The following is a 26,278-nucleotide window of genomic DNA, read 5'->3' on the forward strand; positions in this document are numbered from 1 at the left end:
CTTTTAAGGGGAGAGGGAGGAGAAAGCGGATCATTGATCCGGTTTCGAGGGTGAGGGGTTCATTTCCAGATAGCGAATGGCTTCAAGGACGGTCTCGGCAACACCATCGATATTGGTCAGAATGTCGTTGTTCCAGAACCGCAGAACGCGCCAGCCCTCACCTTCCAGCCAAGCCGTGCGTGCATCGTCATAGGCTTTTAGATCGGCGTGCTGGCCACCATCGGCTTCGATAATCAGCTTTAATTCGAGACAGGCGAAGTCAGTGATGAACGGCCCAACTGGAAGCTGTCGCTTGAATTTCCGACCCGCCAGATTTCGATTGCGCAGCAAGTACCAAAGCTTGCCTTCAGCGTCTGTCTGATTGCGCCTCAACTTGCGGGCCTTATCGCGATGGGGGTGTCTCACCCCCTCACCCTACCCTCTCCCCCTCAAGAGGGGAGAGGGAAATTTGAACTGATCGGAAGCTAATCTCCTCGCGTCTAACTTTTGGCACTTTCCCCATTATAGTGAGATTGCTCACATCCGGGATAAGTTTCCAATGTTCGACGATATTCCTGAAATTGATCAGGCAATGATCTGCGAATTCCTTGATATCGTTATTGAGCGCGAAAGAGCTGTGTTTGAAAGCCCCATTGTTTACGTGACGGGTTTTGGTGAGGAATACGATCAAGCTGACTACTCATACCTTCAACACTGCGAAATCCCGTCTCATGCACGGCTTTCAATGCTGGGAGGTCGGGTCGTAAGGGATGATATTCCTTTCGAATTCGGATACCTCCGAATGGGGTTGCCTCAAATATCTGATGAAAACCCGCAAGAGATTAGCATCGGATATCGTACGGCGCGTCAATACCTTTCCGACGCAACCGGCGACCAACGGTTTCTGTATCAATACGGAATCGGCATGCGATTTAGGTATGTAGGCAGCGATTGGGTGCCCGTTTTTTGCCGGTCAATTCCCGAAGCGCCCAACACTTTGTGGAGAAATTGTCTCACAACGGCTGAACGCGCATACGCCGAAAGAATAACAGCCGAGGACTAATCCCCCACCCGCCGGTAAATCCCGTCAATGCGCATATCCTCGCCCTCGAACTGGACGAGATAAGCGCTCATCGTTTGTTCCAGAACACCCAGATCATCGACGAGGCACAAGCCTTCCTCGTCGGGTGACAATCCAATCGCGTCACGGGCGGCTTCGGCCAGCGTGGTGCAATCAGGAATGTGATAGGCGATCACCCCGCCCTCATAGACCCATAACAGGCCATAGGAATACGCCTCCGGCCCATCGCGTGCGGGCACTTGTGCCAGCCAGACATTGCCGCCCATGGACCGAAAGCGGGAATTATTGTGAGGGAAGTCATCGACGCGCGAATAATAGCGCATGCCGCGCCCGCGTCGGATTTCGCCTTCCCAGGTGGCACCCGCCCATTCTTCACCGGTTTCGGGGTCCACTGGGGCGTGGACATAAAAGCCCGCCTCCAGAGGCTCTCCGGCGAGACGCCGCGAGATCAATTCCTCTTCGGAATAGAAACAGCCGGCCGTCAGGGCGGCGAGCACAATGACGGCAAGAATTCGCATCAGGGCGTAGCACCGCACACCGGATCACAGGCCCGGATCAACCACTCGCCGACAGGCGTGCCATCCACCAGCGGCAAAATGTGTTCGCGCACACCGGCATGATAATCGTCCAGCCAGGCGCATTCCTGCGGTGTCAGCATGGAGACATCAATCAGCGCTTTATGGATCGGCGCCCAGGTGAGGTTTTCAAACCCCATCATCTCGATCTCGCCACCCTCGATCTTCGCAGGTTCGGTCACATAAATGAGATTCTCAATCCGGATACCGTATTCGCCTTCCTTGTAATAGCCTGGCTCGTTCGAACAGATCATGCCGGGCTTCAACGGTTCATCTGATCCCGCCTTGGCAATACGCTGCGGGCCCTCGTGCACGCCAAGGAAGCTGCCCACGCCATGGCCCGTGCCATGACCATAATCAAGGCCGGCCATGTAAAGCGGCAAGCGCGCCAGCACATCCAGCTGACCGCCATTGGTGCCGTCCGGAAAGCGAGCCAAAGCCAGCTGGATATGACCCTTCAGGACCAGCGTGAAGCGTTCACGCATTTCAGCCGTCGGCTCGCCAATCGGCACGGTGCGGGTGACGTCTGTTGTGCCATCGGGATATTGCCCGCCACTATCGACCAGGTAGAGCGAACCCGGAGACAACATCAGATTAGACGCTTCCGACACGCGGTAATGGGGCAGGGCGCCATTCGCGCCAAAGCCGGAAATGGTGTCGAAGGAAATGTCCCGTAATTCGGCGATCTCTCCGCGGAAGGCAGCCAGTTTCTGCGCGGCGGTGATTTCATCCACCTCGCCCGATTGGGCCACGGTATCCAGCCAGTGAAGGAAACGCACCAGCGCCCCGCCATCGCGGACATGCGCAGCCGCAGCCCCTTTCAGCTCCACCTCATTCTTCATCGCCTTGGGCAGGGCGACCGGATCCCGCCGGCGGACAATCTCGGCATCTGCCGCGTGCAGCGTATCAAACACCCAGGCCGAGGCGGAACTCGGATCAACGCTGACTTTCGAGCCGGACAGTTCATTCAGTCCGGCTTCAAACTCGCTTTCCCGTCTCAAGGCGACTTCATTGCCGAGATGTGAGCGAACTTCGTCTGTGACCTTTTCCGGGTTCACAAACAGCGTCGCCGTGCCGTCCTTGCGGATAATGGCCGCGCCGAGCGGCAGGGGTGAGCGCATCACATCGCCGCCGCGCAGATTAAACAGCCAGGCAATGGAGGCCGGGGCTGTTATGGCGGCCGCATCAGCGCCATCTTCCGCGACAGCCTCGCCTATGCGGGTGCGCTTGGCGGCGTGATCTTCGCCGGTAAATTGACTCGGATGCGGCTGCAGCATCGCGGCGGGCGGTGCAGGCCGGTCCTCCCAGGCGGCATCGATCGGATTGATCTCGACCGGCACCAGCTCGGCGCCGGCTTTCTTTGCGCCTTGCTTCAACCGGTCCAGCGCATCCGGGCTGTGCAGGCGGGCATCATAGCCAATGCGGGAGCCAGCAACCGCATTCTTGGCAAGCCAGCCGGAGACACCGGCACCGGTCAGATCTTCCAGGCTGAACAAGCTCTGATCGACCTGTTCGCGTCCCTGAACCGTATAGCGGCCATCAACAAACACCGCGGCCCTGTCGGTCAGCACAACCGCGGCGCCCGCCGAGCCGGTAAAACCCGTCGCCCAGGCCAGGCGCTCGGCACAATCAGGCAGGTATTCATTATTGTACTCATCCTCATGCGGAATGAGGAAACCATCGAGCCCGGCCTCGGCCAGTTTTGCACGGAGCAGCGGCAGGTGGTCCCGGCCCCATTGCGGGCCGCCCTTCACCTCGAAAGATTGGGGTCTGTAATGTGTCATGCGGCGGAAACTACGCCGCGCGGGGGCGGCTTTCAACGCTGCCATCAGCTATGCAAAAAGCGAAAGCCTGTCATGACTTTTTCGATCTCCTCAAACCGGGCGGCGAGGCGCATATGCGCCGTCCAAACAGGAGTTTTAAAAATGTCTTCCACCAACTGGCTTTTCGCGCTCAATGGCGGCGACGCTATGAGCCATCATCTTGATCGCACCCGCGACCGTGCCGGCATCCGCCGCCGCGCTGCTACGACGGATGTAAACGCATATCTCGACGCGTCGGGCATCAAAGGCCGCCGCCGCTAGCAACAGGTCCGGCCGTTCGCCTCAATCTCTTTGAAGTGGGCGCGTTCCGGCGTAATGCCATCGCCATAATTCGTGGTTTGCCCGGTGGTGTGGAAGGTCTCCCAGGCCACACCATCGGGATCCCGGATCCATGCCTTCTTTGATGCGGCGTAACAGCAATTGACCGCCTCCTGATCAAAAATCGGACTGTCAGCTTTCACCAAACGCTCGCGGATTTCCGCCAGCTCGTCCTCATCCCCGGCCTCCAGGCCGATATGATCAATGCCGTGATGCTCGCCCTTCGTGGAGATCGAGAAATTCACAAACGGATCGTCCAGCATCCACTTGGCGTAATCTTTTTCCAGAACCGACGGCGTGGTCGCGAACAGCTCATTGTAGAACGCCACAGACTTTTCGATGTCCTTGACGGTCAGATTGACGTGAAAGCGTTTCATGTCGGCCTCCTTCAGGCGCGTGCAAACTCATCCGCCAGCGGGCCGACAATTTCCGGCACACCGCGGCAACAATCACTCATCAGAAAAACAATCAGTCCCCGCATCCCGTCATAGTTCGCGGCATAGCGGATGGACCGGCCCTCGCGCTTGCGATGGATCATGCCGGCGCGGGTCAAAATACCCAGATGTGTGGACATGGTGTTCTGCCGCACATTCAGATACGCGGCGATGTCGCCTGCAGCCAGACCATTATCTCCGGCGCGGACCAACAGGCGGAACACATCCAGCCGGCTTTCCTGTGATAACGCCCCAAGGGCACTGAGTGCGTTTTGTTTATCCATATATCGAGAAATATCGAAATAAAGAGAGTGAGTCAAGATGAGTAGGGTCCAGGGGCGTGGGTGGACCCTTCAGGAAGCAGCGCGCGGGAGGGATCTCGCAAGCCGATAACTATGTGTATTGGGGTGGCCGCAAGGCCTCCCGCGCGGGATGTCTTATCGCCTGTCCGGGACGGCTTAGGGTATGGCTTCAACCAGCCCGCCGAACCGCATGGGTCACGATGCTTTGTGCCCAACTGATGGACGGTTTCTCCAGAGTCACTGCCCGTGGTTTTCTAGCCGGGCTCGTCTGAAGACCTGTTCCATCCTCATGTCCTGCAAGGGTGTCCCGTACGCCTCCGTTCATCCGGAGACGACGCGCGCCCAGGCGCTCTTTCATGGACACGGTTCGTTACACCGCCCCCACTCGAGGCATCCCCCTCTCACCCAGATCTACAGACGGCCTGCAGCCCGCTGCTCCATAAGGCGTGAGGTGAGGGCATTATGGCGGAGGTTTGGAGGGCGGGGATAAGTTTGGGTTATCCCAGCTTTTTAGATGTCTCCCCCTGCTTGCGGGGGGAGTGGTCCGGAGGACCGAGGGGGCGAACGCCGCGCCAGCCCCCTCCGCCTCGCATTCGCTCGGCACGTCCCCCGAAAACAGGGGAGGACAGCAGGACAGAAGCACCCACTAACCCCGCCGCACGACCAGCGTAGACCAGCCCTCCAGCGGGTCGCGGCGTTCGACCATCAGGCCAAGTTTCAGATAAGCCGCGGCGACTTTGTCTTCCTGGTGCTCCATCAAACCCGAGAGGATGGCGATGGAGTTGTCGTGCATGGCCTGCGCGATAAGCGGTGCCAACTCGATCAGGGGCGCGGCAAGGATATTTGCGAACACCAGATCAAACTGGCGCGCGGTCAGTTTTACATGGTCGAACCCGTCTGCGGTGATGAAATCAATGCCCGCCGCGTCATTCTTGGCGGCGTTTTTTTCGCTCTCTTCGACCGCATCCGGATCAATGTCGGTGCCCAGAATACCGGCATCGGGCAGGGCTTTGCGTGCGGCAATCGCCAGCGCGCCGGTTCCTGTGCCGACATCCAGCACAGATTGCGGTTCAATCCCAGCCTCCAACAGCGCATCAAACGCCAGCAAGCAGCCGCGCGTTGTACCGTGATGGCCGGTGCCAAAGGCGGGGCCGGCCTCGATCAACAGCGCGATCTTGCCCTCCGGCGCCTCATCATGACTGCCATGCAGGGCAAAGCGCCCGGCGATCACCGGCGGCAGACCGGCTTGGGACAGCGTGACCCAGTCTTCTTCCGGCAGGGGTTGGATGTCGGCGGTGTGTTCTGCGCCCAGATCAGCGGCTTTGCGGATAGCGGGCTCGTCCGGCTCGGTCTGATACAAGAGTTCCAGCCAGCCTTGCGTCTCGTCCTCGTCTTCCTCGAACACGGTGACGGACAGGGCGTCATCATCGACATTGCCCAGACGTTCAGCCGCCTCATAAAGCGGCCCCATTGGACCGGTGAAGACAAGTTTCCAGAGGGTCATTCGGAATGATGGCTGTTGAGGCACGCAACAACAAATTCTCGTGAGGAGTCCCAAATTGCGACCAAATGCTGCGGTGCAGGCGACATAGTGTCCGAATGGACGTACTGATTCATTGTACGTGTCGAGAAAAGAGTATCGGTGTCCGCTATCGCTACGATGGAACGTCGACCATTTGCAGTTAAGCGATTGCTGTTTCGAAGCGCTTCTGCTGACGATAACATGCGTTGAGCTAGTGTATCGCGCCGACCAAAGCTCAATTCGGAGATCGAACGTTCACAGTGCAGCGTCGACAAATCTATTAGAACTCTCAATAAAACGGCAATGGCATTAGGATGTTGCGCCAAGAACAGCCGCGATTGCAATTCTTCCCAAATGTCTCGGTGTCTTTGGTTCTCAGGTATCCATACCACGCCATGATCTTCTGGCAGGATTAGGTGGGGTCTGTTTTGTCGAGGTTGTCGGCGTACCGGAGGTCGGCCTCGTCGGCCAGGAGTTGTTGGCGTTTGAACAACTGCGTTATTTGGGTCCGGCAGTAACCCTTCGCGATTAAGTCGATCCAGATACGCCGTCTTGCCTTCATTGTTCCACAAGTCACCTAACACGACTTCCCGCGCCGCAAGATCACGAGCAATCCGCGAAAGTGCAGGCAACACTAGTTCAGGCTCGTGCGTAAGGCGAAACTGACCTCGTTGAAGGCTTACGCCAATTCGATTGCGTAGTCCTTCGGAAGAACAAAGCCGTTGAAGAGTCGATCGCGGAATTTGTCCCGCATCTGGCAGCATGTCAGCTTCTCTGAGAAGCCGTTCGATTTCGTCCGATACATTGGCACCGTCAGCGCGTCCTGTTCGTTCAACGAAAGTCCTTTTCTGACGATCATCCCACTTGGATTGGCCCACACCACCTTGGACGCCTGTGTGTCGCCGATAAATGATTTCGTCGATAATCTCTCGATCTGTTTCGACCCTACAGCTGACTCCGTCGGAAATGTTTGCTGCGTGACGCGAATTGAGCTCTCCAAAGAAAGTTCTCAACTCTGAGGTGGGAGCCAATTCGGGAGCCAAAATCAGCTTAAGGCATGTCACTCGTCGATTGCCGTCAAAAACCACATACGTTTCACTGTCTGCCTCTGCTAAAACAAGCGGCTCCTCGAAAATGCCGCCAGATTCAGCAATGTCAGACGCTAAATTGCGCATATGGGATTCGTTTCGACGAAAAAGCCAAGCAATAGCCAGCGTTTCGTTTTGAAGCTCACCGTGCCGGTCATTAGCAGGGTTCACAACTAGCGAGTCAATCGGAATGGTTTGAAAAGGCAAGATAATCCCCTAGCCACAACTAGGAGATTATTCTGTCGATGCAGATGGTTGTCAAAGTTGTGCTCAAGGCTCCGCCCTCACAAAGCTCTCGACGACTTTTTTCTCGCCGGCCTTGTCGAAGGCCACCGTCAGCTTGGCACCATCGGCGCGCTGCACCGTGCCATAGCCGAACTTGTCGTGAAAACAGCGATCGCCCGGCTTCCACTGGCCGGAGCCGGCGGAGCTGGTCTCGACATAGTTGGCCTTGCCTTCGATGACCGCCGCGCTGCCCTTGCGGCCTGCCCCCGAGGCGGCCTGATAGCGCTTCCAACCGGGTGAGGAATAGCTGGAATTGAACGGGTCGGCCTGTTCCTTGACGCCTTCAAAGCCGGGGCCGCTATCATAATAGCCGGTATCGGAGACGGCCTCGGCATGGTCGGCGGGTAATTCATCGACAAAGCGCGAGGGGATGACCGATTGCCAGCGGCCAAAAATCATCCGATTGGCGGTAAAGGAGATAATCGCGCGTTCGCGCGCCCGCGTCAGGCCCACATAGGCCAGCCGTCTCTCTTCCTCGAGCGCGGACGTGCCTTTTTCATCCAACGCACGCTGTGAAGGAAACACGGTTTCTTCCCAGCCCGGCAGGAAAACCAGCGGAAATTCCAACCCCTTGGCCGCGTGCAGCGTCATCAGGGAGACTTCATCGCCATCGGATGCTGTATCAATGTCAGCGACCAGTGAGACGTGCTCCAGATAGGCTTCCAGCGTGTCGAACTCACCCATGGAGCGGACGAGTTCTTTAAGGTTATCCAGCCGCCCGGCGGCCTGCGGGGATTTATCCTCGCGCCACATGGCGGTGTAGCCGCTTTCATCCAGGATGATCTCAGCCAGCTCGTCATGGCGCATCGAATCGGCCATCTGATTCCAGCGGGCGATATCGCGCAGGAAGGTTTTCAGACCCGTCTTGGCGGGACCACGAATGTCATCGGTTTCCGTCAGCATGCGTGCGGCTTCAGCCATGGAAACGCCGGCAGCGCGGGCTGCTTGCTGGACTTTCTGGACGCTGGTCGCGCCAATGCCGCGCTTGGGCGTGTTGACCACGCGCTCAAACGCCAGATCATCATCGATGGAGCGCGTCAGCCGGAAATAGGCATGCGCATCGCGGATTTCCTGCCGTTCGAAGAAGCGCGGCCCGCCAATCACCTTGTAGGGCAGGCCCAGCATCAAAAAGCGGTCTTCAAACGCGCGCATCTGCCAGGAGGCGCGCACCAGAACGGCAATGTCGGAATGCTTGCGACCCTTATTGACCCAGCTTTCAATCTCATCGCCAACAAAGCGCGCTTCGGCCTCGCCATCCCAGATGCCGCGCACCTGGACCTTTTCGCCCTCGGCATCTTCCGTCCAGAGCGTCTTGCCGAGGCGGGATTTGTTCGCCGCGATCAGCCCGGAGGCAGCGCCAAGAATATTCCCGGTCGAGCGGTAATTGCGCTCCAGCCGAACAACTTTTGCGCCCGGAAAATCGGTTTCAAAGCGAAGGATGTTGTCCACCTCCGCACCGCGCCAGCCATAGATGGACTGATCATCATCGCCGACACAGCACAGATTGTGCGAGCCCTGCGCCAGCAGGCGCAGCCACAGGTACTGGCAGACATTCGTGTCCTGATACTCATCCACCAGCAGGAAACGGAACTTTCTGTGATACTCTTTCAGAACATCCGGATGGTTCATGAAAATGGTGAGGTTGTGCAGGAGCAGATCGCCGAAATCACAGGCGTTCAAAATTTGCAGCCGCGCCTGATAGGCCTGATAGAGCTTCTCACCCGCCCCATCGGCGAATTGATATTTCGCATCTTCCGGAAGCTTGTCCGGCGTCAGACCGCGGTTTTTCCAGCCATCAATCAGCGCGGCGAGATAGCGCGGCGTCCAGCGTTTCTCATCAATGCCTTCGGCCTGGATGAGCTGCTTTAGAAGCCGGATCTGATCATCCGTATCAAGGATGGTAAAAGAGGATTTGAGCTCCACCAGTTCGGCATGACGGCGCAGGATTTGCGCCGCGATAGAGTGGAAGGTTCCCAGCCATGGCAAGCCCTCCACGGCTTCACCGATCAGCCGCCCGACGCGCTCCTTCATTTCGCGCGCGGCCTTGTTGGTGAAGGTGACGGCCAGAATTTCCCAGGGCCGCGCATGACCGGTCGCCAATATGTGCGCCAGCCGCGTCGTTAGAACCCGCGTCTTGCCTGTGCCCGCCCCCGCTAGCACCAGCACCGGACCTTCAATAGCCTCAACGGCTTCGCGCTGTTGCGGATTGAGGCCATCCAGATAGTCCGCTTCGCGCCGGGGCGGTTGCGGTCTGGCTTGCTGTGACAGGGACGAAGAACTCATAGGGACTATCTAGCGCCATGATTCGGGATGTGAGAACAAAAATGGCACATCTCGCGTGAAGAACCAGCCTCAGCGATGCTCTTCTTCATGCGCATCGGCCAGCGCCTTGGCATAGGCGGCATGCGCATCGGTGCGCGAGATATAACCCACGATCGGTTGGTCCCCGCTGCGCGAGCGCACCACCGTGCCATCAATGCCTTCCGCTGAGAGAAAGCCGATCGCCCGGCCCAGATAGTCATCCTCGTAAAGACAGGCGGCGTCCTTATCGGTATCGGCCCCGGCCTCTTCGGGCGTCATTTCACTCATAATGTCGCGCACCCGGATGGTTTGGAGGAGGACCCGGGCCTGACCCCGTGACAGGTCATAACCGCGCCGAAGGACCTGAAGATGAAACACGCTGCCTCCGGCCAGAGACTGGCTAAGCACGGTGGCCAGCGAGACGGCGATCAGTACAGCCACAGAGGCTTCATAGCTGGCGGTCAGTTCAAACACGATCAGCGTCGTGGAGAGGGGCGCGCCGAGCGCCGCACCGGCCACCGCCCCCATGCCGACGACCGCATAGAAGGGGACACCGGCGGTCTCCCACCCGGTCAAGGCGAGGGCGCCGCCAAAGGCGGCTCCCAGCATAGCTCCCAGATAAAGCGAGGGCGAAAACACCCCGCCGCCAAAGCGGAAGCCGAGCGTGATGGCTGTTGCTGCCAGTTTCAGCAGGACCAGCAGAAGAAGAATGGTGATCGTATACCCACCCGCCAGCGCCGTTGCGGTCGCTTCATAGCCGACGCCCAGGATTTCCGGCGCGATCAGCGCCAGCATTCCGATCAGAACCCCGCCAATCGGTGGCAGGGCCCAGAGAGGAAACTTCATCCGGTCGGCCTGTTGGCCTACCCAGCGGGGAACGAACACCGTGCTGCGGATAAAGGCAGCCGCCACAAGCGCGCTTAACAAGCCCAGCACCACCACGCCGGGCAGATCCAGCAGGCTGGCGGGCGATAAAGCCGGCATCGAAAATGCCGGCGCGACGCCCAGATGCGCGCGCGAGATCAGGGCCCCGGTAACGCTGGCAATCGCGACGGGCGCGATGGAGCGCAAGGCATAATGCCCCAGCACGATTTCGAAGGCAAAAAGCGCGCCTGCGACAGGGGCGTTAAAGCTGGCGGCCACCGCTGCCGCCGCTCCACACGCCAGCAGGATTTTCACCCCGCGCGGCGGCAGGCCCAGAAGCCGCGCCATCAAGGACGCCAGTGCCGCGCCCAGATGCACCGCTGGACCCTCGCGGCCTGCCGATCCGCCAGAGCCGAGCGAGATGGACGAGATAAGCGTGGAGATCAGCCCGTTGGCCACAGTAATTTTGCCGCCCCTTGCGGCGCGGGCTTCCATCACATCGGCGATGCCGCCCGCGCGCGCTTCAGGAAGCCAGCCGCGCTTGTGGCCGACATAAAGCAGGGCGGCCACGACGATGCCGCCCCCAACTGGCGCCAGCATGACGTGCCAGGCGGGCAGCCGGGCAATGCCGGTGACAAGTTGTTCATGGTCGGCGCCGAACACCAGAAAGCTGGTCACTTCAATCGCCAGGATAAGGCCGAGCGCGGCATACCCTGCGATTACCCCCATGATCAGGCCCAGCGGCCAGAGGGCGATCGAGCGCCCGTCCCGCCACTGGCGGATCAGCCAGGCTGACGATGAGGAGCGCGAAGAGGGGGGTGAATCCGACACATAACCCTTGAACGCCTGTGGTTACGTCTCGTCAAGGGCGGCCATCCAGATGGCGGGCTTTTCGAAGCTCCGGGAACAGCTTGGCCCAGATCGCGGCAATCGCCACTGTGCCTATGCCGCCCGCAATGACGGTGGTCTTGGCCCCGATGAGGAAAGCCGTCATTCCGGCGCGGAATTCGCCCAACTCGTTCGAGGCTCCGATAAACAGCATGTTGACTGCATTGACCCGGCCTCGCAGCCGGTCGGGCGTCCACAGCTGGATCAGGGTTTCGCGGACATAGACGCTGATCATGTCCGCCCCGCCCGCAATCATCAGCGCCAGCACGGACAACCAGAGCAGTTCGGAGATGCCGAATGCCAGGATCGCAACTCCAAACAGCGCGGTAAACACAAAGAGGATCAGGCCCGCATGGTCCCGGATCGGGTTCATGGAAAGATAAAGCGCGACGGCAACGGCCCCGATGCCCTGGCTGGAGCGGAGCAATCCCAGCCCGACCGGGCCGACCTCCAGAATGTCCCGCGCAAACACCGGCAGCAACGCGACGGCACCACCCACAAGCACGGCAAACAGATCCAGCGAAAGCGCGCCGAGCACGACTTTTTCTTTCCAGATGTATTTGAACCCGGCGAGGATCGTATCCCAGCTGCGCGGCTCGGTTTCCCGGTGCTGATCCGGCTTGGGAATTCGCGTCGCCAGGAAGGCGGCAAAAACCAGCAGCGCTGTCGCAGTGCCATAGGCGGCCAGCGGCGAGACCCCGTAGAGCAAGCCGCCAGCGACGGGGCCGAGGATCATCGTCAGCTGCCAGGCCGAGGAATTGAGTGCGATGGCCCGCGAAAGCAGATTGGGCGGTACGATATTCGGCAAAAGCGCCTGAATGGCCGGTCCCCGGAAGGCGCGGGCGGTTCCGAAAATCACCAGCAACGCAAATATGATCCAGACTTGCTGATTGCCGCCAATCGTCAGCGCCAGCAAGGCCGCGGACACTGCCGCCGAAATCAACAGGGTGACAATCATGATGGCGCGGCGGGGCAGGCGGTCCGCAACCGCGCCCGTGACCAGCACCAACAAAAGCGCCGGGGCAAATTGCGACAGGCCTATCAGGCCCAGATCGAGCGGGTTTCTTGTGAGGTCATAGACCTGCCAGCCCAACGCGACGACCTGAATCTGGACCGCAAAAGAGGTCAGCGAGCGCGCCAGCCAGTAGATGAGGTAGGGCCGGTGACGGAAAACCGCCCATTGCGAAGGAGTTGCGTCACCGGAAGCCATGCGCGGCACATAACCCCAATGCAATTCTGGTCAAGCGGAATACTGTTCAACTGGAGGGGGATAGGACTTGGCGGGAGCTGACCAGATCGGCAATCTGGACAAAACCGGAAGGAGTGTTCGATGCGTGTCATCCTGGCCTTGGCAGGTGCGCTGCTGGCGGCGACCGGCGCTGCCGCACAAGACCGCAGTGAGTTTACCCGCTTCGAAGACTGTGAGGACCGGGATCCGGGCGATCTCGCGCCCTATCTGCAAGTGTGCTCAACGCCTTTTGGATTTGAAGTCTGGCTGCCCTACAGCGAACACTCTTCGGCTATGGCGATCGGCCCGAACGGGCTTGAAGCCCAGTTCGATGAACGGCCGGAAATCGGTGGTCTAAATATGACGATTGGCCCGGTCATGGATTGGCGCTTCCGCAGCGGCGAAGCTGAACCTTATGCCGGCATCATACGCTATCGCGGGATGACCCCGGTCTTTGATGGCGAAATTGGCGACTTTACCGGTGAGGTCGAAACGAATTCGAATATTCTGGTCGTCCTCGCTTTACGCCCGGAAGGCGAGATGAGCGCCTGTCACGTCGCCTACATTGATGCGATGGAAGTGCCGAATGCGAATGCTGTGGCTCATACCATCGCGGCTAGCCGGGCGCGTGATTTTGCCTGCGCAGAAGACGAAATCTTGATCGTTGACGCCGAAAACCCTGTTCGGATCATGCTGCGTTACCCGGACGAGGACTGAACCGCTTGCAGCGCATAGATCCGGCAGGCAGACGAAAGCGGTTGATCCGGGTCAATTTCGGCGCGTAGCTCGTCGATCATTCTGATCAGTGCGGCGAAAGACAGGCCGCGCCTCTCTGCTTCCGTATCCAACACCTCCCAGAATTCCGGCTCCAGTGCCAGGCTGGTCCGATGACCGGAGATTGAGATCGAGCGTTTGACGAGCATGTGACTTGCCTTTCTGATGCGCAGATCATCCGATATGCCGTCACGGATCAAGGAGTCCATCCATGCGTTCCTTTGCAGAGATCGAAGCCCTGGCGATTGACCATCATGGTAGTTCCGAGGCGATTGCCGAAAAGCTGAGCCAGCCGAAAACCGCTGCTGAGTTGCGCGCTATCCCGGATGATCGCTGGCTGGCGGGCATGACCAAAGCGGTATTTTCCGCCGGCTTCGTCTGGAAGGTGATCGAAGCCAAATGGGACGGGTTCGAAACCGCTTTTGACGAATTCGACCCCGGCAAGGTCGCCTTTTATTCCGACGAGGATATCGACCGGCTGGTGTCGGATGAACGCATTGTCCGCAACGGCCAGAAGATCACCGCCACCGTGAAGAATGCACAATTCGTGCAAGAAATCGCCGCCGAGCATGGCGGATTTGGGGCTTTTCTTGCGGGCTGGCCGGCCTCGGACCAGACCGGATTGCTAGAGCTCTTTTCAAAGCGCGCCTCACGCCTCGGCGGGAATACGGGTCAGTATTTCCTGCGCTTTTCAGGCTGGGATGCCTTCATCGCCTCTGGCGATGTGGTTAAGGCCCTGATCCGCGAAGGCGTGATCGACAAGCCGCCGACGTCCAAAGGCGCAATGGCCAAGGTGCAGGCGGCCTTCAATCACTGGACGGAAGAAACCGGCCGCTCCCAGACGGAAGTCAGCCGGATCCTGGCGTTGAGTGTGGGTTAGCTTGTCCTCCCCCGCGTGGGGGGAGGTGGCAGCGGAGCTGACGGAGGGGGCTGGCACAGCGTTGCCCCCCTCGGCCTTTCAGGCCACTTCCCCCGCAAGCAGGGGGAGACAACGCGCCAGCCTACCTCGGCTTGATCATGTCCGCCGGGATTACAACCCGGTCGAATTCTTCTGCCGTGACAAAGCCCAGCTTGACCGCTTCTTCCTTCAAGGTCGTACCGTTCTTGTGCGCGGTCTTGGCGACCGTGGTGGCATTGTCATAGCCGATGGTTGGGGCCAGCGCGGTCACCAGCATCAGGGATTTTTCCATCAGATCGGTGATGCGGTCTTCATTAGCGACAATACCGGTGACGCAGCGTTCGGTGAAGGACACACAGGCATCCGACATAATCCGGATGGATTGCAGCATGTTGTAGGCCATCATTGGCTTGAACACGTTCAGTTCGAAATGACCTTGCGCGCCGCCAACCGTGATGGCGACGTGATTGCCCATGACCTGGGCACACACCATCGTGATGGCTTCGCACTGGGTGGGGTTCACCTTGCCCGGCATGATGGACGAGCCCGGCTCATTTTCCGGCAGGGAAATCTCGCCCAGACCACAGCGCGGGCCAGAGCCCATCAGGCGGATGTCATTGGCAATCTTGTTCAGCGAAGCCGCCAGCGTGTTCAGCGCGCCATGCGCCGACACATAGGCATCATGCGCGGCCAGAGCCTCGAACTTGTTCGGCGCTGTTTTGAACGGCAGGCCGGTATAGTTCGCGACATCTTCAGCAAAAGCTTTATCAAAGCCTGGCTTGGCATTGATACCGGTGCCGACCGCCGTGCCGCCCTGTGCCAGATAGAAGAGATAATCGAGGCCTTCCTCAACCCGGCGAATGCCCAGATCGAGCTGAGCAACATAGCCCGAAAATTCCTGACCCAGAGTCAGGGGCGTAGCATCCTGCAGGTGGGTGCGGCCGATCTTGATGATGTCCTTGAAGGCTTCGGCTTTATCGTTCAGCGCATTTCGCAGCGTCTGCAGTGCGGGCAACAGGCGATGGTGCATCTCTTCGGCCGCCGCAATGTGCATCGCCGTCGGGAAGGTATCGTTCGAGGATTGGGAGCGATTGACGTGATCATTCGGGTGGACCGGGTTTTTCGAGCCAACCTCGCCGCCCAGAATCTGGATTGCGCGATTAGAAACCACCTCATTCGTATTCATGTTCGATTGCGTGCCCGAGCCGGTCTGCCAGACCGAAAGCGGGAAATGCTCATTCCACTTGCCTTCGGCGACCTCGCCGGCGGCCTGTTCGATGGCATCGGCCAGTTCCGGTTCCAGATTGCCGAGTGACTTGTTTACGCGCGCTGCTGAGCGCTTGATGATGCCCAATGCGCGGATCATCGGCGCGGGCATGGTTTCCTCGCCAATCGCGAAGTTGATCAGCGAGCGGGCCGATTGCGCGCCATAGAGCTTGTCGGCGGGAACATCGAGCGGGCCAAAGCTGTCGGTTTCGGTGCGGGTTTCGCTCATGGCGCGAGGCTCCTTGCGCATCTGCCGGGAAGGGCAGAAGTTAATGACAATCTGAGTCGGACGTGTATCACCAGAGCACCATGGATCAAGATCACGCGCTGGATTGGATTGGGAAAGGACGGGTTCAAGCGGCTATGGCAGGCGACAGTCTTCATCTTCGCGTTGATGCGCTGACCTCCCAGTCCAGGCGCTTCAAAACCCTGATCGGGGAGTTTTTCCGCACCGAATTCAAGCGCGTGCGCCCGAAATACGGGCCCTATGAAGTCGAGATCCGGATTGAGCGCACCGAAAACAGCCCGGTCCATGATGTCGATAATGTCGCCAAGGCGGTGCTGGATGCGCTGACCGGCTGTGTCTTTCATGATGACAGCCAGGTTGAAAAACTGATGGTCGAAAAAGTCCTGACCGACCGGGCAAGGGTCAAAGTGCTCGCGCGTCCGCTGAACCGGGATGCCGCTTAGCGCTTTCCACCGGCCAGTTTCACGGCTTCCGGGCGCTGGCGCAGCTTCCACATCGCCCACACGCCAATAGCCGGGCCGATGGCGAGTGGGAAAAAGGCATAGGTCCAACCCGCAAAATCAATCCAGAGCGGTAACAGCTGAATGACCAAAGCGGTCAGCGCAAAGCCCATGGCGGTTTGCAGGGTGAGCAGCGTGCCCGCGCGTTCCGGTGGGGCAAGCTCTGCGATGGAGGCGGAAAACTGCGCGCTATCGGCAATCACGCTGATCCCCCAGATCAGCAGGACGGGAACCAGCAGCCAGACCGGCGCGCCAAACAGGAAGCCGGAAATCAGGGCGCAAAGCCCGCTCACCGTCATTGCGGTCATGGTGATCGTTGTGCGGCCATAGCGGTCCGCCGCCCAGCCCGCGTAGAGGCATCCTGCCGCGCCGATCGCCACGACGGAAAAAGCGGTCAGATCGGCGGTAAAGGCGTCGCTGAAATAGGCATGCAGGAAAACCGGCACCCAGGCCCACATGGCATAAAGCTCCCACATGTGGCCAAGATAGCCCAGATTGGCATAGCGCAGCGCCGGTTGGCGGAAAGCGATTAGCATCGCTGAAGGATCAAACCGCGCGCCCTGTTTGAAGGCCGGTCCTTGCCGCGCAAACAGGATCAGCGCGGCCGCGAGAAAGGCTGCACCCGCGCTGAACAGGAAGGGCGCCGGCCAGGCTGTGCTATCCGACAGCAGGTTGAACGCAAACGGAGTCGCCGAACCTAGCGTTAACGCGCCTACGAGCAGACCCACCAGCAAGCCGGCATCGCCCCTGGCCCAACTGGCGGCGAGTTTCATGCCCACCGGATAGACCAAGGCAAGCGACGCACCGGCAATACTGCGCCAGACAATCATCGCCGCGCTGCCGGGCTCGGTGCCCAACGCCAACAGATTGGCGCCTGCGGCGGCGAGTGCTCCGAATGCGAAAATGCGGCGCGCATCATAACGGTCTGCAACACCGAGGATCGCACTGATTAGCGCGCCGACAACAAAGCCGATCTGAACCGAGCTGGTCAGGGCCGCTTGCGCAAAGCGGGACAGTTCCACGCTCGCCATCATGGCGGGCAGGGCGGCCGTTCCCGCAAACCAGATTGAAAGCGCCAGCAGCTGGGCCAGCGTGATGAGGGCAATGGAAAGGGGCCTAGAGCCCACGCTCTTCCTTGATGCGCTTCACTTCCGCGTGGGATTTATGAAAGCAGGTCGCGCTGGCCTTGGCCAGCATTTTGCCGTCCTGATCCCAGAGCCAGCCTTCGGTGAAGAAGAATTGCTTGCCCTTCTTGATCACCTGGCCTTTGGCGCGGATCACACCCGGCCAGACCGGAGAGATGAAGCTGGTCTTCATTTCCAGCGTCGGCACGACGCCGTCAAAGCCGGTGACGGTAATCGCCGCGAGCGACATCACGTCATCCAGCATGGCCGTCACCATGCCGCCTTGCACTGCGCCGGTGGGAGTTACGGCGCGGTTGTCTGGCTCCCAGGTCGCCTCAAACCAGTGCGCGTCCATATCAAGGTCGACGAATTTGAAGCCCAGCATTTCCGCGTAGAAAAGCTGATTGGGCACTTCGGTGAAAAAGCGGCGGATCGTGGCTTCATCCCAGGGCGGTTTGGGAAACTTCATTTCTTGCGGAAGCTGTCGAGGCTGACCACCTCGGCGCCATCGCCAGAAGCCTTGGCGCTGGTTTTCGGCGCGTCCTCTTCCTTGGCCGCTTTATCTTTTTTCTTGTCCGCTTTGGGTTCCAGCTTGGGCGGCGCTTCAGCCACCACTTCGTCATCATTGCCCGTATTGGCCACGGCCTCCATCGTCGGTTCGAACTGGAGGTGGAAGCCGACCGACGGATCGTGAAAGCGATTGACGGCGGAATAGGGGACTTTGAGATATTTCGGCACACCGCCAAATTTCAGGGTGACCTCGAAATAATCATCCTGAGGGTTCAGATCCCAGAACTGGTGTTCCAGGACGATGGTCATTTCCTCTGGATACCGTTCCTTCAGGCTCTCGTCGATATCGACGCCCGGTGCCTCGGTTTTAAAGCTGATATAGAAATGGTGCGCCCCCGGCAGGCCTTCAGGGCCGGTCGCGCGAATCAGCGCTTCGCGGATAACACCCCGTAACGCTTCCTGTGCCAGCAAATCGTAGCGCATCAAGTCAGTCGCCACGACGAACCCCCATTCGTTCAGCTCACACCCAAAGCGTATCCAAGCCGGGGCTTGCGTCAACGAAGACTCGAATGCCGCACTGTAATTTGTGGGCATTGCGCTATTTTCGGTCACAGTTTTATCAGTTCCGGAGCCGAAATGACAAAACCGGCCGCCTTCATTCCGCCGATGCCGGCGCGCCAGACCCAACCGCTGGGTCTGTGGCAGACCGCAAAAGTGCTGCGGCGCTCGCCCGTAGAAATTCTGCCGCGCGAAGCGTTTCAATTCACACGGATTTCTGCACCCTTCCTGGGCCGTACCGTGCATACCATTTCCGGACCGGAAGAGATGAAATCCGTGCTTCAGGACGACCCCGACGCCTGGCGGAAGTCCCCTTTAATCCAGCGTATGCTGCGCCCGGTGCTGGGCGAAGCGATCCTGACGGCCCATGGCGATTGGTGGAAAACGCAGCGCAAAGCCATGCAGCCGGGATTTATCCGCCAGCGGATCATGAGTCTGGTGCCGGACATGTCCGCGGCCGGCGAGATCGCCGCCGAATCGCTGTCCGGCAAGATGGATGTGACGCCTGCGCTCAATCAGGCGGCGCTCAGCGTTATCGAACGCGCGCTCTTCACCGAGGCCAACGGGTTTGACCGTCAACGTATCCGCAAAGCAATTGAGCTTGTGTTTGCCGAAACAGGTCAAACCCGCTTTACCGATTTGTTGCCACTGCCCGAACGGACGCCGCGTTTCCTCGGTTTCGAAGCCATGCGCGCCCGCAAGACCCTGCGTGATGCGGTTATGGCCGAGATTTTGGCCCGCCGGACAAGCGGTCAAACGCGCGAAGACCTTTTGCAGCTCTTGATGAACGCTCAGGCCAAGACGGGTGATCTCACCGATACGGATATCCGCGATAATGTCCTAAGCCTCGTGATTGCTGGTCATGAAACGACCGCCATTGCCATTGGCTGGGCGCTATTCATCCTCGCCAGCCGCCCGGATTGGCAGGCGCGCGTTCGCGAGGAAGCCCTCAATGTGGCCGGCAAACGGTCATTTACCGCGGAGGACATGCCAGGACTGACCTTCACCCGCCAGATCGTTGATGAAACCCTGCGGCTATATCCGCCGGCGCCGATTGTCGGACGCCAGGCGATCCGCGAGACGCGAATCGCAGAACGCAGCGTCGAAAAGGGCGATGTCTGTATTCTCGCTTTTTATGCGTTGCACCGGCATCACCGGTATTGGGACAATCCGGACATGTTTGACCCGGATCGTTTCTCTGCGAATAACAAGCCGACGGATCCGTGGGTCTTCAAACCCTTTGGCGGCGGCCCGCGCGCCTGTGTCGGATCTCTTTTTGCCCTGACAGAAGCCACCATCATTCTGGCGACCCTGATCCGGTCGCGGCATTTCAGCTTGCCAGAGGGCTATCAGCCGGATCCGGTGATGATGGTCACCTTGCGCCCGGAGGGCGGATTGCCGCTGATTGTCAAGAAAATCTAAGTGGGGGCTTCTGTTGCCAGGCGCCCCCGGACCCCGCCTGGGCTTGCTATGGGCTCAGGACTTTAAAGCGAAGTCATCGCGCCGCATTACGCAGCGAGAGCGACCTCTTCAGCATAGTTGTCATTTGCAACTACTAAGATGGGCATTTAACGGTACCCATGCGGACGAAAGAAACGTCTTTAGCCGTCTGTCGATCCTGATCAGCCCCATAGAGCTCTGCTTTCGCAGAAGAAATTGGTGGAGCTGCCGGGAATTGCACCCGGGTCCAGTCCGGTTATTACACGCACCGTTTATCGTCATAGCTGGCAAGCCAGCGACACCAATATAGGCATGAAAGCCGTGAATTTGAAGTGAAGAGCGCTTTTAAGTGTCAAAGCGCGGCAAACAGGGTCAACCCGATCGCCACGATGGCCGCACTCACGACATAACCCGCAAACAACGGAATGGCTCGAAGAACAGCGCCAACCCAGCTGGACGCATAGAAGCCCCGGTCGAACAAAACAATGGCTGTCAGGAAGGCCAGCAAGGAAGCAATGGCGGTCGCGATGGCGAATTCCATCGACATAGGCACGAAAATCCCGATCACCATCACGACGCCGAGCGGTATCAGAATGGCTGCATGGAAATAGAGTGCGTGTATTGCATGCTCGATCAAGCGCCGTCTTGGATGAAAAATCGCACACAGAAGAGCAAACAGGATCACCATCAAAATCATGGCCTGACCAGAGGCTGCGGCGGCTTGTTGCTCGACGGCATCGGGCGCATTCATCGCCCGCAAGATTAAATCCTGAAAGACCTGCGCCACTCCCTCTTCTTCGGCAAGGCCAATAATCCGGTCCTGCATATCCAGTGGAATGACATCCGGCGGTTGTTCTCGTGGAGCCTGAAACATCGAGACGATGGCATTAGGGTCGCCGACGTCATCAATTGAGATATCCACCGCCACGATGCGAACGCCGGACCCTGTCAGCAGCGCGAAGAATAACAGGCTGATGACAAGATAAAGCCGGACCGGCGGGGTGTAGCTCTGGCGTTTGCCATCGGCATAGTCGCGCGCAATGCGGCCCGGACGGGCAAATAGCTGACGATAGGTGGTCAGAAACCGTCCATCCCATTGAAAAATATCGCCGAGCGCCTCTCCGGCCAGCGCAGGGAAAGACCGCTCGATGCTTTTACGCGATTGCCCGCAGACGGCGCAAAAATCACCGGTCAGCACTGCACCGCAATTAGCGCAGGCCCGGGATGGATTGGCTGGCTCTCGCTGATCCCCGCTCATCGAACGGCAAGCTAACCCGCTTGCCGCCCGATGACGAGTGAAACTGTGCCATACGTTCTGCGCCGCAGCTACATCGCCCCTGTCATGCAGAACACATTCAGCTTGTTACCGTCGGGATCACGAAAATATCCGGCGTAGAAATTATCGCTGCGCGGCCCGGCCGGCCCTTCATCCTGCGCACCGAGCTCCATCGCCAGCTTGTAGACCTCGTCCACCTTTTCAGGGCTATCCACCATGATCGCTGCCATCACGCCATTGCCGACCGTGGCCGGATTACCGTCAAACGGTTTGGTCAGACCGATGCCGGCCCCGCCGCCCGGGCTGCCCCAGGCGATAAAATTCTCATCGCCCATCATCCGGCCCACGCCGACAGAAGCACAGAGCTTGTCGTAAAAGGCGGCGGCCTTTTCGAGGTCATTCGTCCCCAAAGTCACATATCCCAACATTTAAGTGTTCTCCCTATGTTCCTTTCATGACCCTACACAAAAAGTGGGATTTGGCGAGTCACATTTTGATGAAGTTGCTTTTCGGCGCAAAACCGGCACGAAGCTGTGGATTGGCCGCAGCGGAGCATTCAACCCGTTAATCCGAATCACTAGAGTGTTTCGCTCCAACTAATGGAGTGCGCCATGGCCAATGCCGAACGTCTCGAGACTTTCCAGCCCGATCGTAGCGGCGGATCGATGGTGGAAAACGCTTATCTCGACCTTCTGGAAGACATTCTGGAAAACGGCGCACGGCAGGATGACCGGACGGGTGTCGGTACGCTTTCGGTTTTTGGTAGGCAGTTACGGTGCGATCTCTCCGAGGGCTTTCCGCTCCTGACCACCAAGAAGGTGCATTTCAAATCCATTGCGATTGAGCTCTTCTGGTTCTTGCGCGGCGAAACCAATGTCCGCTGGCTGCAGGATCGCGGCGTCTCCATCTGGGATGAATGGGCCGATGAAAATGGCGAACTGGGCCCGGTCTATGGCAAGCAATGGCGCCGCTGGGAAAGCCCGGATGGCACCGAGATCGACCAGCTGACCGGTCTGATTGAGCAGATAAAAAACAATCCGTCTTCACGCCGCCTGATTGTTTCGGGTTGGAACCCGGCGGATGTGCCAAACATGGCGCTGCCGCCTTGCCATACGCTGTACCAATTCAACGTGGCGGCCGGAAAACTCTCCTGCCAGCTTTATCAGCGCTCGGCGGACATGTTCCTGGGCGTGCCGTTCAACATCGCGTCTTATGCGCTGCTGACACATCTGGTAGCGCAGGTCTGCGATCTGGAAGTGGGGGAATTCATCCACACCTTCGGGGATGCCCATATCTACACCAATCATATGGATCAGGTGCGCGAACAGCTCTCCCGCACACCACGTCAATTGCCCAAACTCTCCATCAATTCGGAAAAGAAAGATCTCTTCGACTTCGAATATGAAGACATCGCGCTGGAGGGATATGACCCGCATCCGCGTATCGCCGCGCCGGTGGCGGTGTGACGAAGATCGCTCTGGTCGTCGCGGCGGCCAAGAATGGCGTTATAGGCCGCAAGGGCGATCTGCCCTGGCGGTTGAAGACCGATCTTCAACTGTTCAAGAAAAACACGCTGGGCAAGCCTGTCATTATGGGCCGGAAGACCTGGGAAAGCCTGCCCTTCAAACCCTTGCCGGGCCGGCTCAACATCGTGGTCACGCGCCGCGAGGGCTACACCGCCGAGGGCGCTATGGTGGTGGGAGATCTGGGCGAGGCTTTTGATCACGCCCGGATGCAGGCGGACACCGACGGCGTGGACGAGGTCTGCGTCATTGGCGGGGCGCAAGTCTATGCTGAGACTCGGCAAGTGGCGGACAAGATATACCTCACCGAAGTCGACGCCGAACCAGAAGGCGACGCCTTTCTTGAGCCCTTCGATGCGAAAGACTGGCGCGAGGTGAGCCGCGAGACTTTTCGGGCCGGACCGGGCGATGATTATGCTTTCGATTATCGAGTCCTGCTTCGGCGATAAAGAAAAGCTTCCTTCGGCGATAAAGAAAAGCTTCGGGATCTGCCCCGGTTTATTGGCCACCGAATAAGTAATTCTAATCCTCGCTGAAAAGCAAAGTTTTGGTTGCTGTTAAAAAATCAAATTGTACCCAAGAATTGGCTGGATTGGGTGGAGTAGTGGCCCCATAACTGACGATGTGATATCAATGCGCCTGCAGGACTGGGGGCACTTATGAGATTAATTTATTGGTTCGTTTCAATTTGTATTTGTATGATACATGGGTCGTGGTCGACGCCCGCGTTTTCTTTAGACGATACAAATGGGCAGCCATCAACATGCCCGGCACGCTCGATCAGCCTTCGAAATCTGCCACCAGAGTTTCTCACCTTATTCGAGGCCCAGCGGGAGCTGGAACGCGCGGAAGCCGCCTATGATGCGCGAGTGGACGAAGTGAATGAATTGCGAAGGCAGCATAACCGCTTGGCAACCGAACGCTCTATGGTCGTTTTGGAAAGCTCTCGATTTGACTATTACCGAGGCCGGCTCGATGAGGCGATCGCAGCACTGATCGCGTCCGACCCGCAAGCGGGTTGGGACGACATCCATCGGCGAACAGCCATGGCAGAGGCATTGAATCCTCCCAATCAAAGCTATGAAGTTCTCACATTCCGCAATCGTTATCGCCGTTTGGAATCCTGGATCAGGCTCCGCGAAAGCAGGCGCGATCGGATACAGGAACTTACAACTGAAATGGAGCGGCTGGATCGAGCAACGGATGCGCTGCTGGCTTCCGGTCGGCCGATCGCCGCCGCCTTCGATGCTGCAGAAGAGGCCCACGCGGCAGCTGAAGCTGCCGCAGGTCCCTTACGGGCTTCGCTGGACATGGCGCTTCCGGCGCACGTCATTTCCGTCAGCGCATGGGACAATCATGGCCGAAGCGTAGAGCATCTCTGGCAGGACCGATTGTTCGATATTGAACGCCGAAGGGCGCTGGTCGCCTACCTGATTGCCGGTCTGGACGATGCTATTCTGGAAGCGGATCAAGCCATCCCGATCATGTCCAGGGAGGTGCAGGAGCAGACGGATCGTGCCGATGCTGCGCTCCAGGAGGTGCTGACAGATATCGACATCGAGTTCGCGGTGAATGGCATTGCTTTGCCCGCCTACGATCTGATCCGCGATGTCATGGGCGCGATGGAATTAGGTGTTCCGCCGATCGTCGAACTCGCTAACGGTGCGATGAAGGCCTATTTCGAGTGGCAAGAAGTCCAGGGCCGATACGATGTATCAGGAGCTGTCGGCCAATCGGGTTTGCTGTTTTCCGATTTGGGGGAGGAGGAACGCGGCTTTCTTGAAAGTGTAACAGCAGAATCCGTGCGCCCCTATGTGGATGCAGCTCTCGATCGCCTTGCCCCACGTTTCAGGTCTCAACCCGGCACGCCCGTGGCAGAACAATTGGCGGCGCTGCGCGAAGAAGGTGGCCGCCGTTGGCGTTTCCGCCAGGAGGTCGAGGCGAAGGTTTTCGCACTGGGCAGGTATCGCGACGCGCCACAGCGCAGATTGGCTGACCAGTTTATCACGCACGCCGAAAATGCGCGTTCCGGTATTCCGGCGAGCCGAAACCTCAACCACCTGCAGCACGATTGGCAGATACTCGCACCAGCAGCCGAGGAGACGACAAAAGGTGTTCTGAACCTGATCTTGGGCGCAGCGGTCGGCAGTCCGACTGAACGTAACGGTGATCGATTCAATGTTTCCCGCGCCGCTCTTTCGCAAGTCGGTCTCGCTGGTGCATTTCCGGACGATTTACCCACTGGAGCGGCCCGGATTGCCAACCTCGAACTCGCTCAAAGCCTGGCGCTCTCGATCATAGAAGAAATCGGCCAGGAGGCTGTTCGCGCTTACGTGAGGAGTGAGACAGTCGCCGATCTGTCCATCTATATGGCGGAAGATATGGAACGCGTGCGGTTACTGAACCGACTTCAGCAGCGTGGACATTTGCGCCGCTATTGGCGCGCTTTGCGAACTGCCTTGCACGAATATGACGATCAGCTCGCCGCCTATGACGAAGATGCGTCAATCAGGGACCGTGTCGTGAATTACGACGGCATGGAGGATGGGAGTTCACTGACGGGCTCAATCAATATCGAGATCACGTTTTCCGCGCCTGTCAACATCAGCTCGATAGCATTGGGCGATGTCACTTACGAAAGCGGATTTCAGACGAGGCGGGATCAGGATGGCCATTTCGTCGTCTCTTTCGGCACCGACGCGGCGGATGTTTTCCGTGAAGAAGAGGGGCGTGCCAGCGTTCGCCTGGTGGTGAATGGCGACTTTCCCAGAGACGACAATGAACGATATCTGGACGGAGATCCGGTTTCTAGAGCGTGGATCGAGCATTATCGCTCCGAGTTGCTTTGCGACGAAGTGGTGGTGAACTGGGAAGACCAAGCGTTCATCGACGAAATCCCGATGAGTGCGCAAAGGTATCAAACTGCCATAGCGATTGTATTGGACACGTCTGGTTCAATGGCCGAAGACTCGGCTGGTAATGAAGACCCGCCCCCTGAACAGAGCCGGATATATGCGGCGCATCAGGCGGTCACCCGCCTATTGGAAGAGTTTGTCACAGAACGAGACGAGCTCATTATGGCCCTGGAGGCGGCAGAGGATGATGAAACGCGGGCATCGCTCGAAGCGCGAATTGCTGCGATATCAGATGCCGAAGACCTTGAGGAAAGACCGGACGACCTCGTTTCTCTGGTTATGTTCGATGGGTGTGTCGTCCAGGCTGGGCCATTCACAAGAGACTATCGCGCATTGATCAACCGAATGCATGAAAGGGGAGCAAGTGGCAGCACGCCGTTGGCGGCAGCCATTCATGATGCCACCAACGCGTTGCTCGCCGTCGAGAATGCGGAGTCCCGAATTCTGTATGTCTTGACCGACGGGGACGAGCAATGTGCCCAAGCTGCGGATGTCACGCGTGCGATCTCCCGCGCGCGCGATCTTCTGACAACCGCTCAATGCACGATGGGGTGCTGAT

The 26,278-nt window shown here is 58.7% G+C and carries 26 protein-coding genes and 1 other RNA gene; 9 read left to right on the forward strand and 18 right to left on the reverse strand.

Annotation, left to right across the window (positions count from 1 at the left end):
• Positions 1-30: 30 nt before the first annotated feature.
• Entirely contained in the window at positions 31-405 is a 375-nt protein-coding gene (locus tag ACO079_RS13925) for an endonuclease domain-containing protein (protein ID WP_421790898.1), read from the reverse strand.
• A gap of 133 nt (positions 406-538) precedes the next feature.
• Between ACO079_RS13925 and ACO079_RS13930 the strand changes: the two genes are divergently transcribed.
• Positions 539-1,042, forward strand: coding sequence for a hypothetical protein (locus ACO079_RS13930; RefSeq protein ID WP_421790899.1), 504 nt, complete (start codon positions 539-541; stop codon positions 1,040-1,042).
• Here ACO079_RS13930 and ACO079_RS13935 read toward each other — a convergent pair.
• Together ACO079_RS13935 and ACO079_RS13940 are read right to left on the reverse strand one after the other, a co-directional pair.
• Positions 1,039-1,578 carry a hypothetical protein gene (locus tag ACO079_RS13935; protein ID WP_421790901.1) on the reverse strand — a complete coding sequence of 180 codons (540 nt, stop codon included), beginning with the start codon at positions 1,576-1,578 and terminating at the stop codon, positions 1,039-1,041. The genes ACO079_RS13930 and ACO079_RS13935 overlap by 4 nt on opposite strands.
• Positions 1,578-3,419, reverse strand: a complete 1,842-nt coding sequence (locus ACO079_RS13940; RefSeq protein WP_421790903.1) for an aminopeptidase P family protein — start codon at positions 3,417-3,419, stop codon at positions 1,578-1,580. Before ACO079_RS13940 ends, ACO079_RS13935 begins: the two co-directional genes overlap by 1 nt.
• Positions 3,420-3,560: 141 nt before the next feature.
• On the opposite strand from ACO079_RS13940, the gene ACO079_RS13945 reads away from it, so the two are divergent.
• The gene (locus ACO079_RS13945) at positions 3,561-3,719 is read left to right on the forward strand and encodes a hypothetical protein (RefSeq protein ID WP_421790904.1); all 159 of its coding nucleotides are present in this window, start codon (positions 3,561-3,563) and stop codon (positions 3,717-3,719) included.
• Here ACO079_RS13945 and ACO079_RS13950 read toward each other — a convergent pair.
• The 7 genes from ACO079_RS13950 to ACO079_RS13980 all read right to left on the reverse strand — a co-directional run bounded on the left by ACO079_RS13950 (position 3,716) and on the right by ACO079_RS13980 (position 12,670).
• Positions 3,716-4,153: an ArsI/CadI family heavy metal resistance metalloenzyme gene (locus ACO079_RS13950; RefSeq protein ID WP_421790906.1), complete on the reverse strand. Its 438-nt coding sequence runs from the start codon at positions 4,151-4,153 to the stop codon at positions 3,716-3,718. The two genes, ACO079_RS13945 and ACO079_RS13950, sit on opposite strands and share 4 nt — an antisense overlap.
• An 11-nt stretch (positions 4,154-4,164) precedes the next feature.
• Positions 4,165-4,494 carry an ArsR/SmtB family transcription factor gene (locus ACO079_RS13955; RefSeq protein WP_421790908.1) on the reverse strand — a complete coding sequence of 110 codons (330 nt, stop codon included), beginning with the start codon at positions 4,492-4,494 and terminating at the stop codon, positions 4,165-4,167.
• Between the two features lie 664 nt (positions 4,495-5,158).
• Positions 5,159-6,016, reverse strand: coding sequence for a 50S ribosomal protein L11 methyltransferase (locus tag ACO079_RS13960; RefSeq protein ID WP_421790910.1), 858 nt, complete (start codon positions 6,014-6,016; stop codon positions 5,159-5,161).
• Positions 6,013-7,329, reverse strand: a complete 1,317-nt coding sequence (locus ACO079_RS13965; protein ID WP_421790912.1) for a hypothetical protein — start codon at positions 7,327-7,329, stop codon at positions 6,013-6,015. The genes ACO079_RS13960 and ACO079_RS13965 overlap by 4 nt, the downstream gene beginning before the upstream one ends.
• Before the next feature lie 63 nt (positions 7,330-7,392).
• On the reverse strand, positions 7,393-9,690 hold the full coding sequence (locus ACO079_RS13970; protein ID WP_421790914.1) for an ATP-dependent helicase: 2,298 nt from the start codon (positions 9,688-9,690) through the stop codon (positions 7,393-7,395).
• A gap of 69 nt (positions 9,691-9,759) precedes the next feature.
• Positions 9,760-11,403 (reverse strand): chloride channel protein, encoded by a 1,644-nt coding sequence (locus ACO079_RS13975; RefSeq protein ID WP_421790916.1) that lies wholly within the window; start codon positions 11,401-11,403, stop codon positions 9,760-9,762.
• Positions 11,404-11,434: 31 nt separating this feature from the next.
• Positions 11,435-12,670, reverse strand: coding sequence for an MFS transporter (locus ACO079_RS13980; protein WP_421790917.1), 1,236 nt, complete (start codon positions 12,668-12,670; stop codon positions 11,435-11,437).
• Between the two features lie 120 nt (positions 12,671-12,790).
• Here ACO079_RS13980 and ACO079_RS13985 point away from each other — a divergent pair, with 120 nt between their 5' ends.
• Positions 12,791-13,405 carry a hypothetical protein gene (locus ACO079_RS13985; RefSeq protein ID WP_421790919.1) on the forward strand — a complete coding sequence of 205 codons (615 nt, stop codon included), beginning with the start codon at positions 12,791-12,793 and terminating at the stop codon, positions 13,403-13,405.
• Here ACO079_RS13985 and ACO079_RS13990 read toward each other — a convergent pair.
• Entirely contained in the window at positions 13,387-13,611 is a 225-nt protein-coding gene (locus ACO079_RS13990) for a ribbon-helix-helix domain-containing protein (RefSeq protein ID WP_421792974.1), read from the reverse strand. The two genes, ACO079_RS13985 and ACO079_RS13990, sit on opposite strands and share 19 nt — an antisense overlap.
• 62 nt (positions 13,612-13,673) lie before the next feature.
• Here ACO079_RS13990 and ACO079_RS13995 point away from each other — a divergent pair, with 62 nt between their 5' ends.
• Positions 13,674-14,342: a DNA-3-methyladenine glycosylase I gene (locus ACO079_RS13995; RefSeq protein ID WP_421790921.1), complete on the forward strand. Its 669-nt coding sequence runs from the start codon at positions 13,674-13,676 to the stop codon at positions 14,340-14,342.
• A 121-nt stretch (positions 14,343-14,463) separates the two neighbouring features.
• Here the strand turns inward: ACO079_RS13995 and fumC are convergent, their stop codons facing one another.
• Positions 14,464-15,855: a class II fumarate hydratase gene (gene fumC / locus ACO079_RS14000; RefSeq protein WP_421790923.1), complete on the reverse strand. Its 1,392-nt coding sequence runs from the start codon at positions 15,853-15,855 to the stop codon at positions 14,464-14,466.
• A gap of 80 nt (positions 15,856-15,935) precedes the next feature.
• Between fumC and ACO079_RS14005 the strand changes: the two genes are divergently transcribed.
• A complete protein-coding gene (locus ACO079_RS14005; RefSeq protein WP_421790925.1) occupies positions 15,936-16,316 on the forward strand; it encodes a RusA family crossover junction endodeoxyribonuclease in 381 nt (126 codons plus the stop codon).
• Here the strand turns inward: ACO079_RS14005 and ACO079_RS14010 are convergent.
• From ACO079_RS14010 to ACO079_RS14020, 3 genes are read right to left on the reverse strand one after another with little or no spacing between them, the layout of a single operon-like run.
• Complete coding sequence (locus ACO079_RS14010; RefSeq protein WP_421790927.1) at positions 16,313-17,500, reverse strand: MFS transporter; 1,188 nt, start codon at positions 17,498-17,500, stop codon at positions 16,313-16,315. The two genes, ACO079_RS14005 and ACO079_RS14010, sit on opposite strands and share 4 nt — an antisense overlap.
• Positions 17,490-17,966 (reverse strand): PaaI family thioesterase, encoded by a 477-nt coding sequence (locus ACO079_RS14015; protein WP_421790929.1) that lies wholly within the window; start codon positions 17,964-17,966, stop codon positions 17,490-17,492. The genes ACO079_RS14010 and ACO079_RS14015 overlap by 11 nt, the downstream gene beginning before the upstream one ends.
• A complete protein-coding gene (locus tag ACO079_RS14020; protein ID WP_421790931.1) occupies positions 17,963-18,505 on the reverse strand; it encodes an SspB family protein in 543 nt (180 codons plus the stop codon). Before ACO079_RS14020 ends, ACO079_RS14015 begins: the two co-directional genes overlap by 4 nt.
• A gap of 138 nt (positions 18,506-18,643) precedes the next feature.
• On the opposite strand from ACO079_RS14020, the gene ACO079_RS14025 reads away from it, so the two are divergent.
• Positions 18,644-19,987, forward strand: coding sequence for a cytochrome P450 (locus tag ACO079_RS14025; protein WP_421790932.1), 1,344 nt, complete (start codon positions 18,644-18,646; stop codon positions 19,985-19,987).
• On the opposite strand, the gene ssrA is transcribed toward ACO079_RS14025, so the two are convergent.
• The 3 genes from ssrA to ACO079_RS14040 form a co-directional block, all read right to left on the reverse strand.
• Positions 19,987-20,341, reverse strand: a transfer-messenger RNA (tmRNA) gene (gene ssrA / locus ACO079_RS14030). The genes ACO079_RS14025 and ssrA overlap by 1 nt on opposite strands.
• A 16-nt stretch (positions 20,342-20,357) precedes the next feature.
• The gene (locus ACO079_RS14035; protein ID WP_421790934.1) at positions 20,358-21,263 is read right to left on the reverse strand and encodes a DUF3667 domain-containing protein; all 906 of its coding nucleotides are present in this window, start codon (positions 21,261-21,263) and stop codon (positions 20,358-20,360) included.
• Between the two features lie 68 nt (positions 21,264-21,331).
• Positions 21,332-21,709 carry a VOC family protein gene (locus ACO079_RS14040; RefSeq protein ID WP_421790935.1) on the reverse strand — a complete coding sequence of 126 codons (378 nt, stop codon included), beginning with the start codon at positions 21,707-21,709 and terminating at the stop codon, positions 21,332-21,334.
• Between the two features lie 171 nt (positions 21,710-21,880).
• Between ACO079_RS14040 and ACO079_RS14045 the strand changes: the two genes are divergently transcribed.
• From ACO079_RS14045 to ACO079_RS14055, 3 genes are all read left to right on the forward strand, one after another.
• Entirely contained in the window at positions 21,881-22,747 is an 867-nt protein-coding gene (locus ACO079_RS14045; protein ID WP_421790936.1) for a thymidylate synthase, read from the forward strand.
• On the forward strand, positions 22,744-23,253 hold the full coding sequence (locus tag ACO079_RS14050) for a dihydrofolate reductase (RefSeq protein ID WP_421790938.1): 510 nt from the start codon (positions 22,744-22,746) through the stop codon (positions 23,251-23,253). The genes ACO079_RS14045 and ACO079_RS14050 overlap by 4 nt, the downstream gene beginning before the upstream one ends.
• A gap of 249 nt (positions 23,254-23,502) precedes the next feature.
• Positions 23,503-26,277, forward strand: a complete 2,775-nt coding sequence (locus ACO079_RS14055; RefSeq protein ID WP_421790940.1) for a vWA domain-containing protein — start codon at positions 23,503-23,505, stop codon at positions 26,275-26,277.
• Position 26,278: the final 1 nt, after the last annotated feature.

It is taken from the genome of Hyphobacterium sp. (assembly GCF_965228115.1).
GTDB lineage: Bacteria > Pseudomonadota > Alphaproteobacteria > Caulobacterales > Maricaulaceae > Hyphobacterium.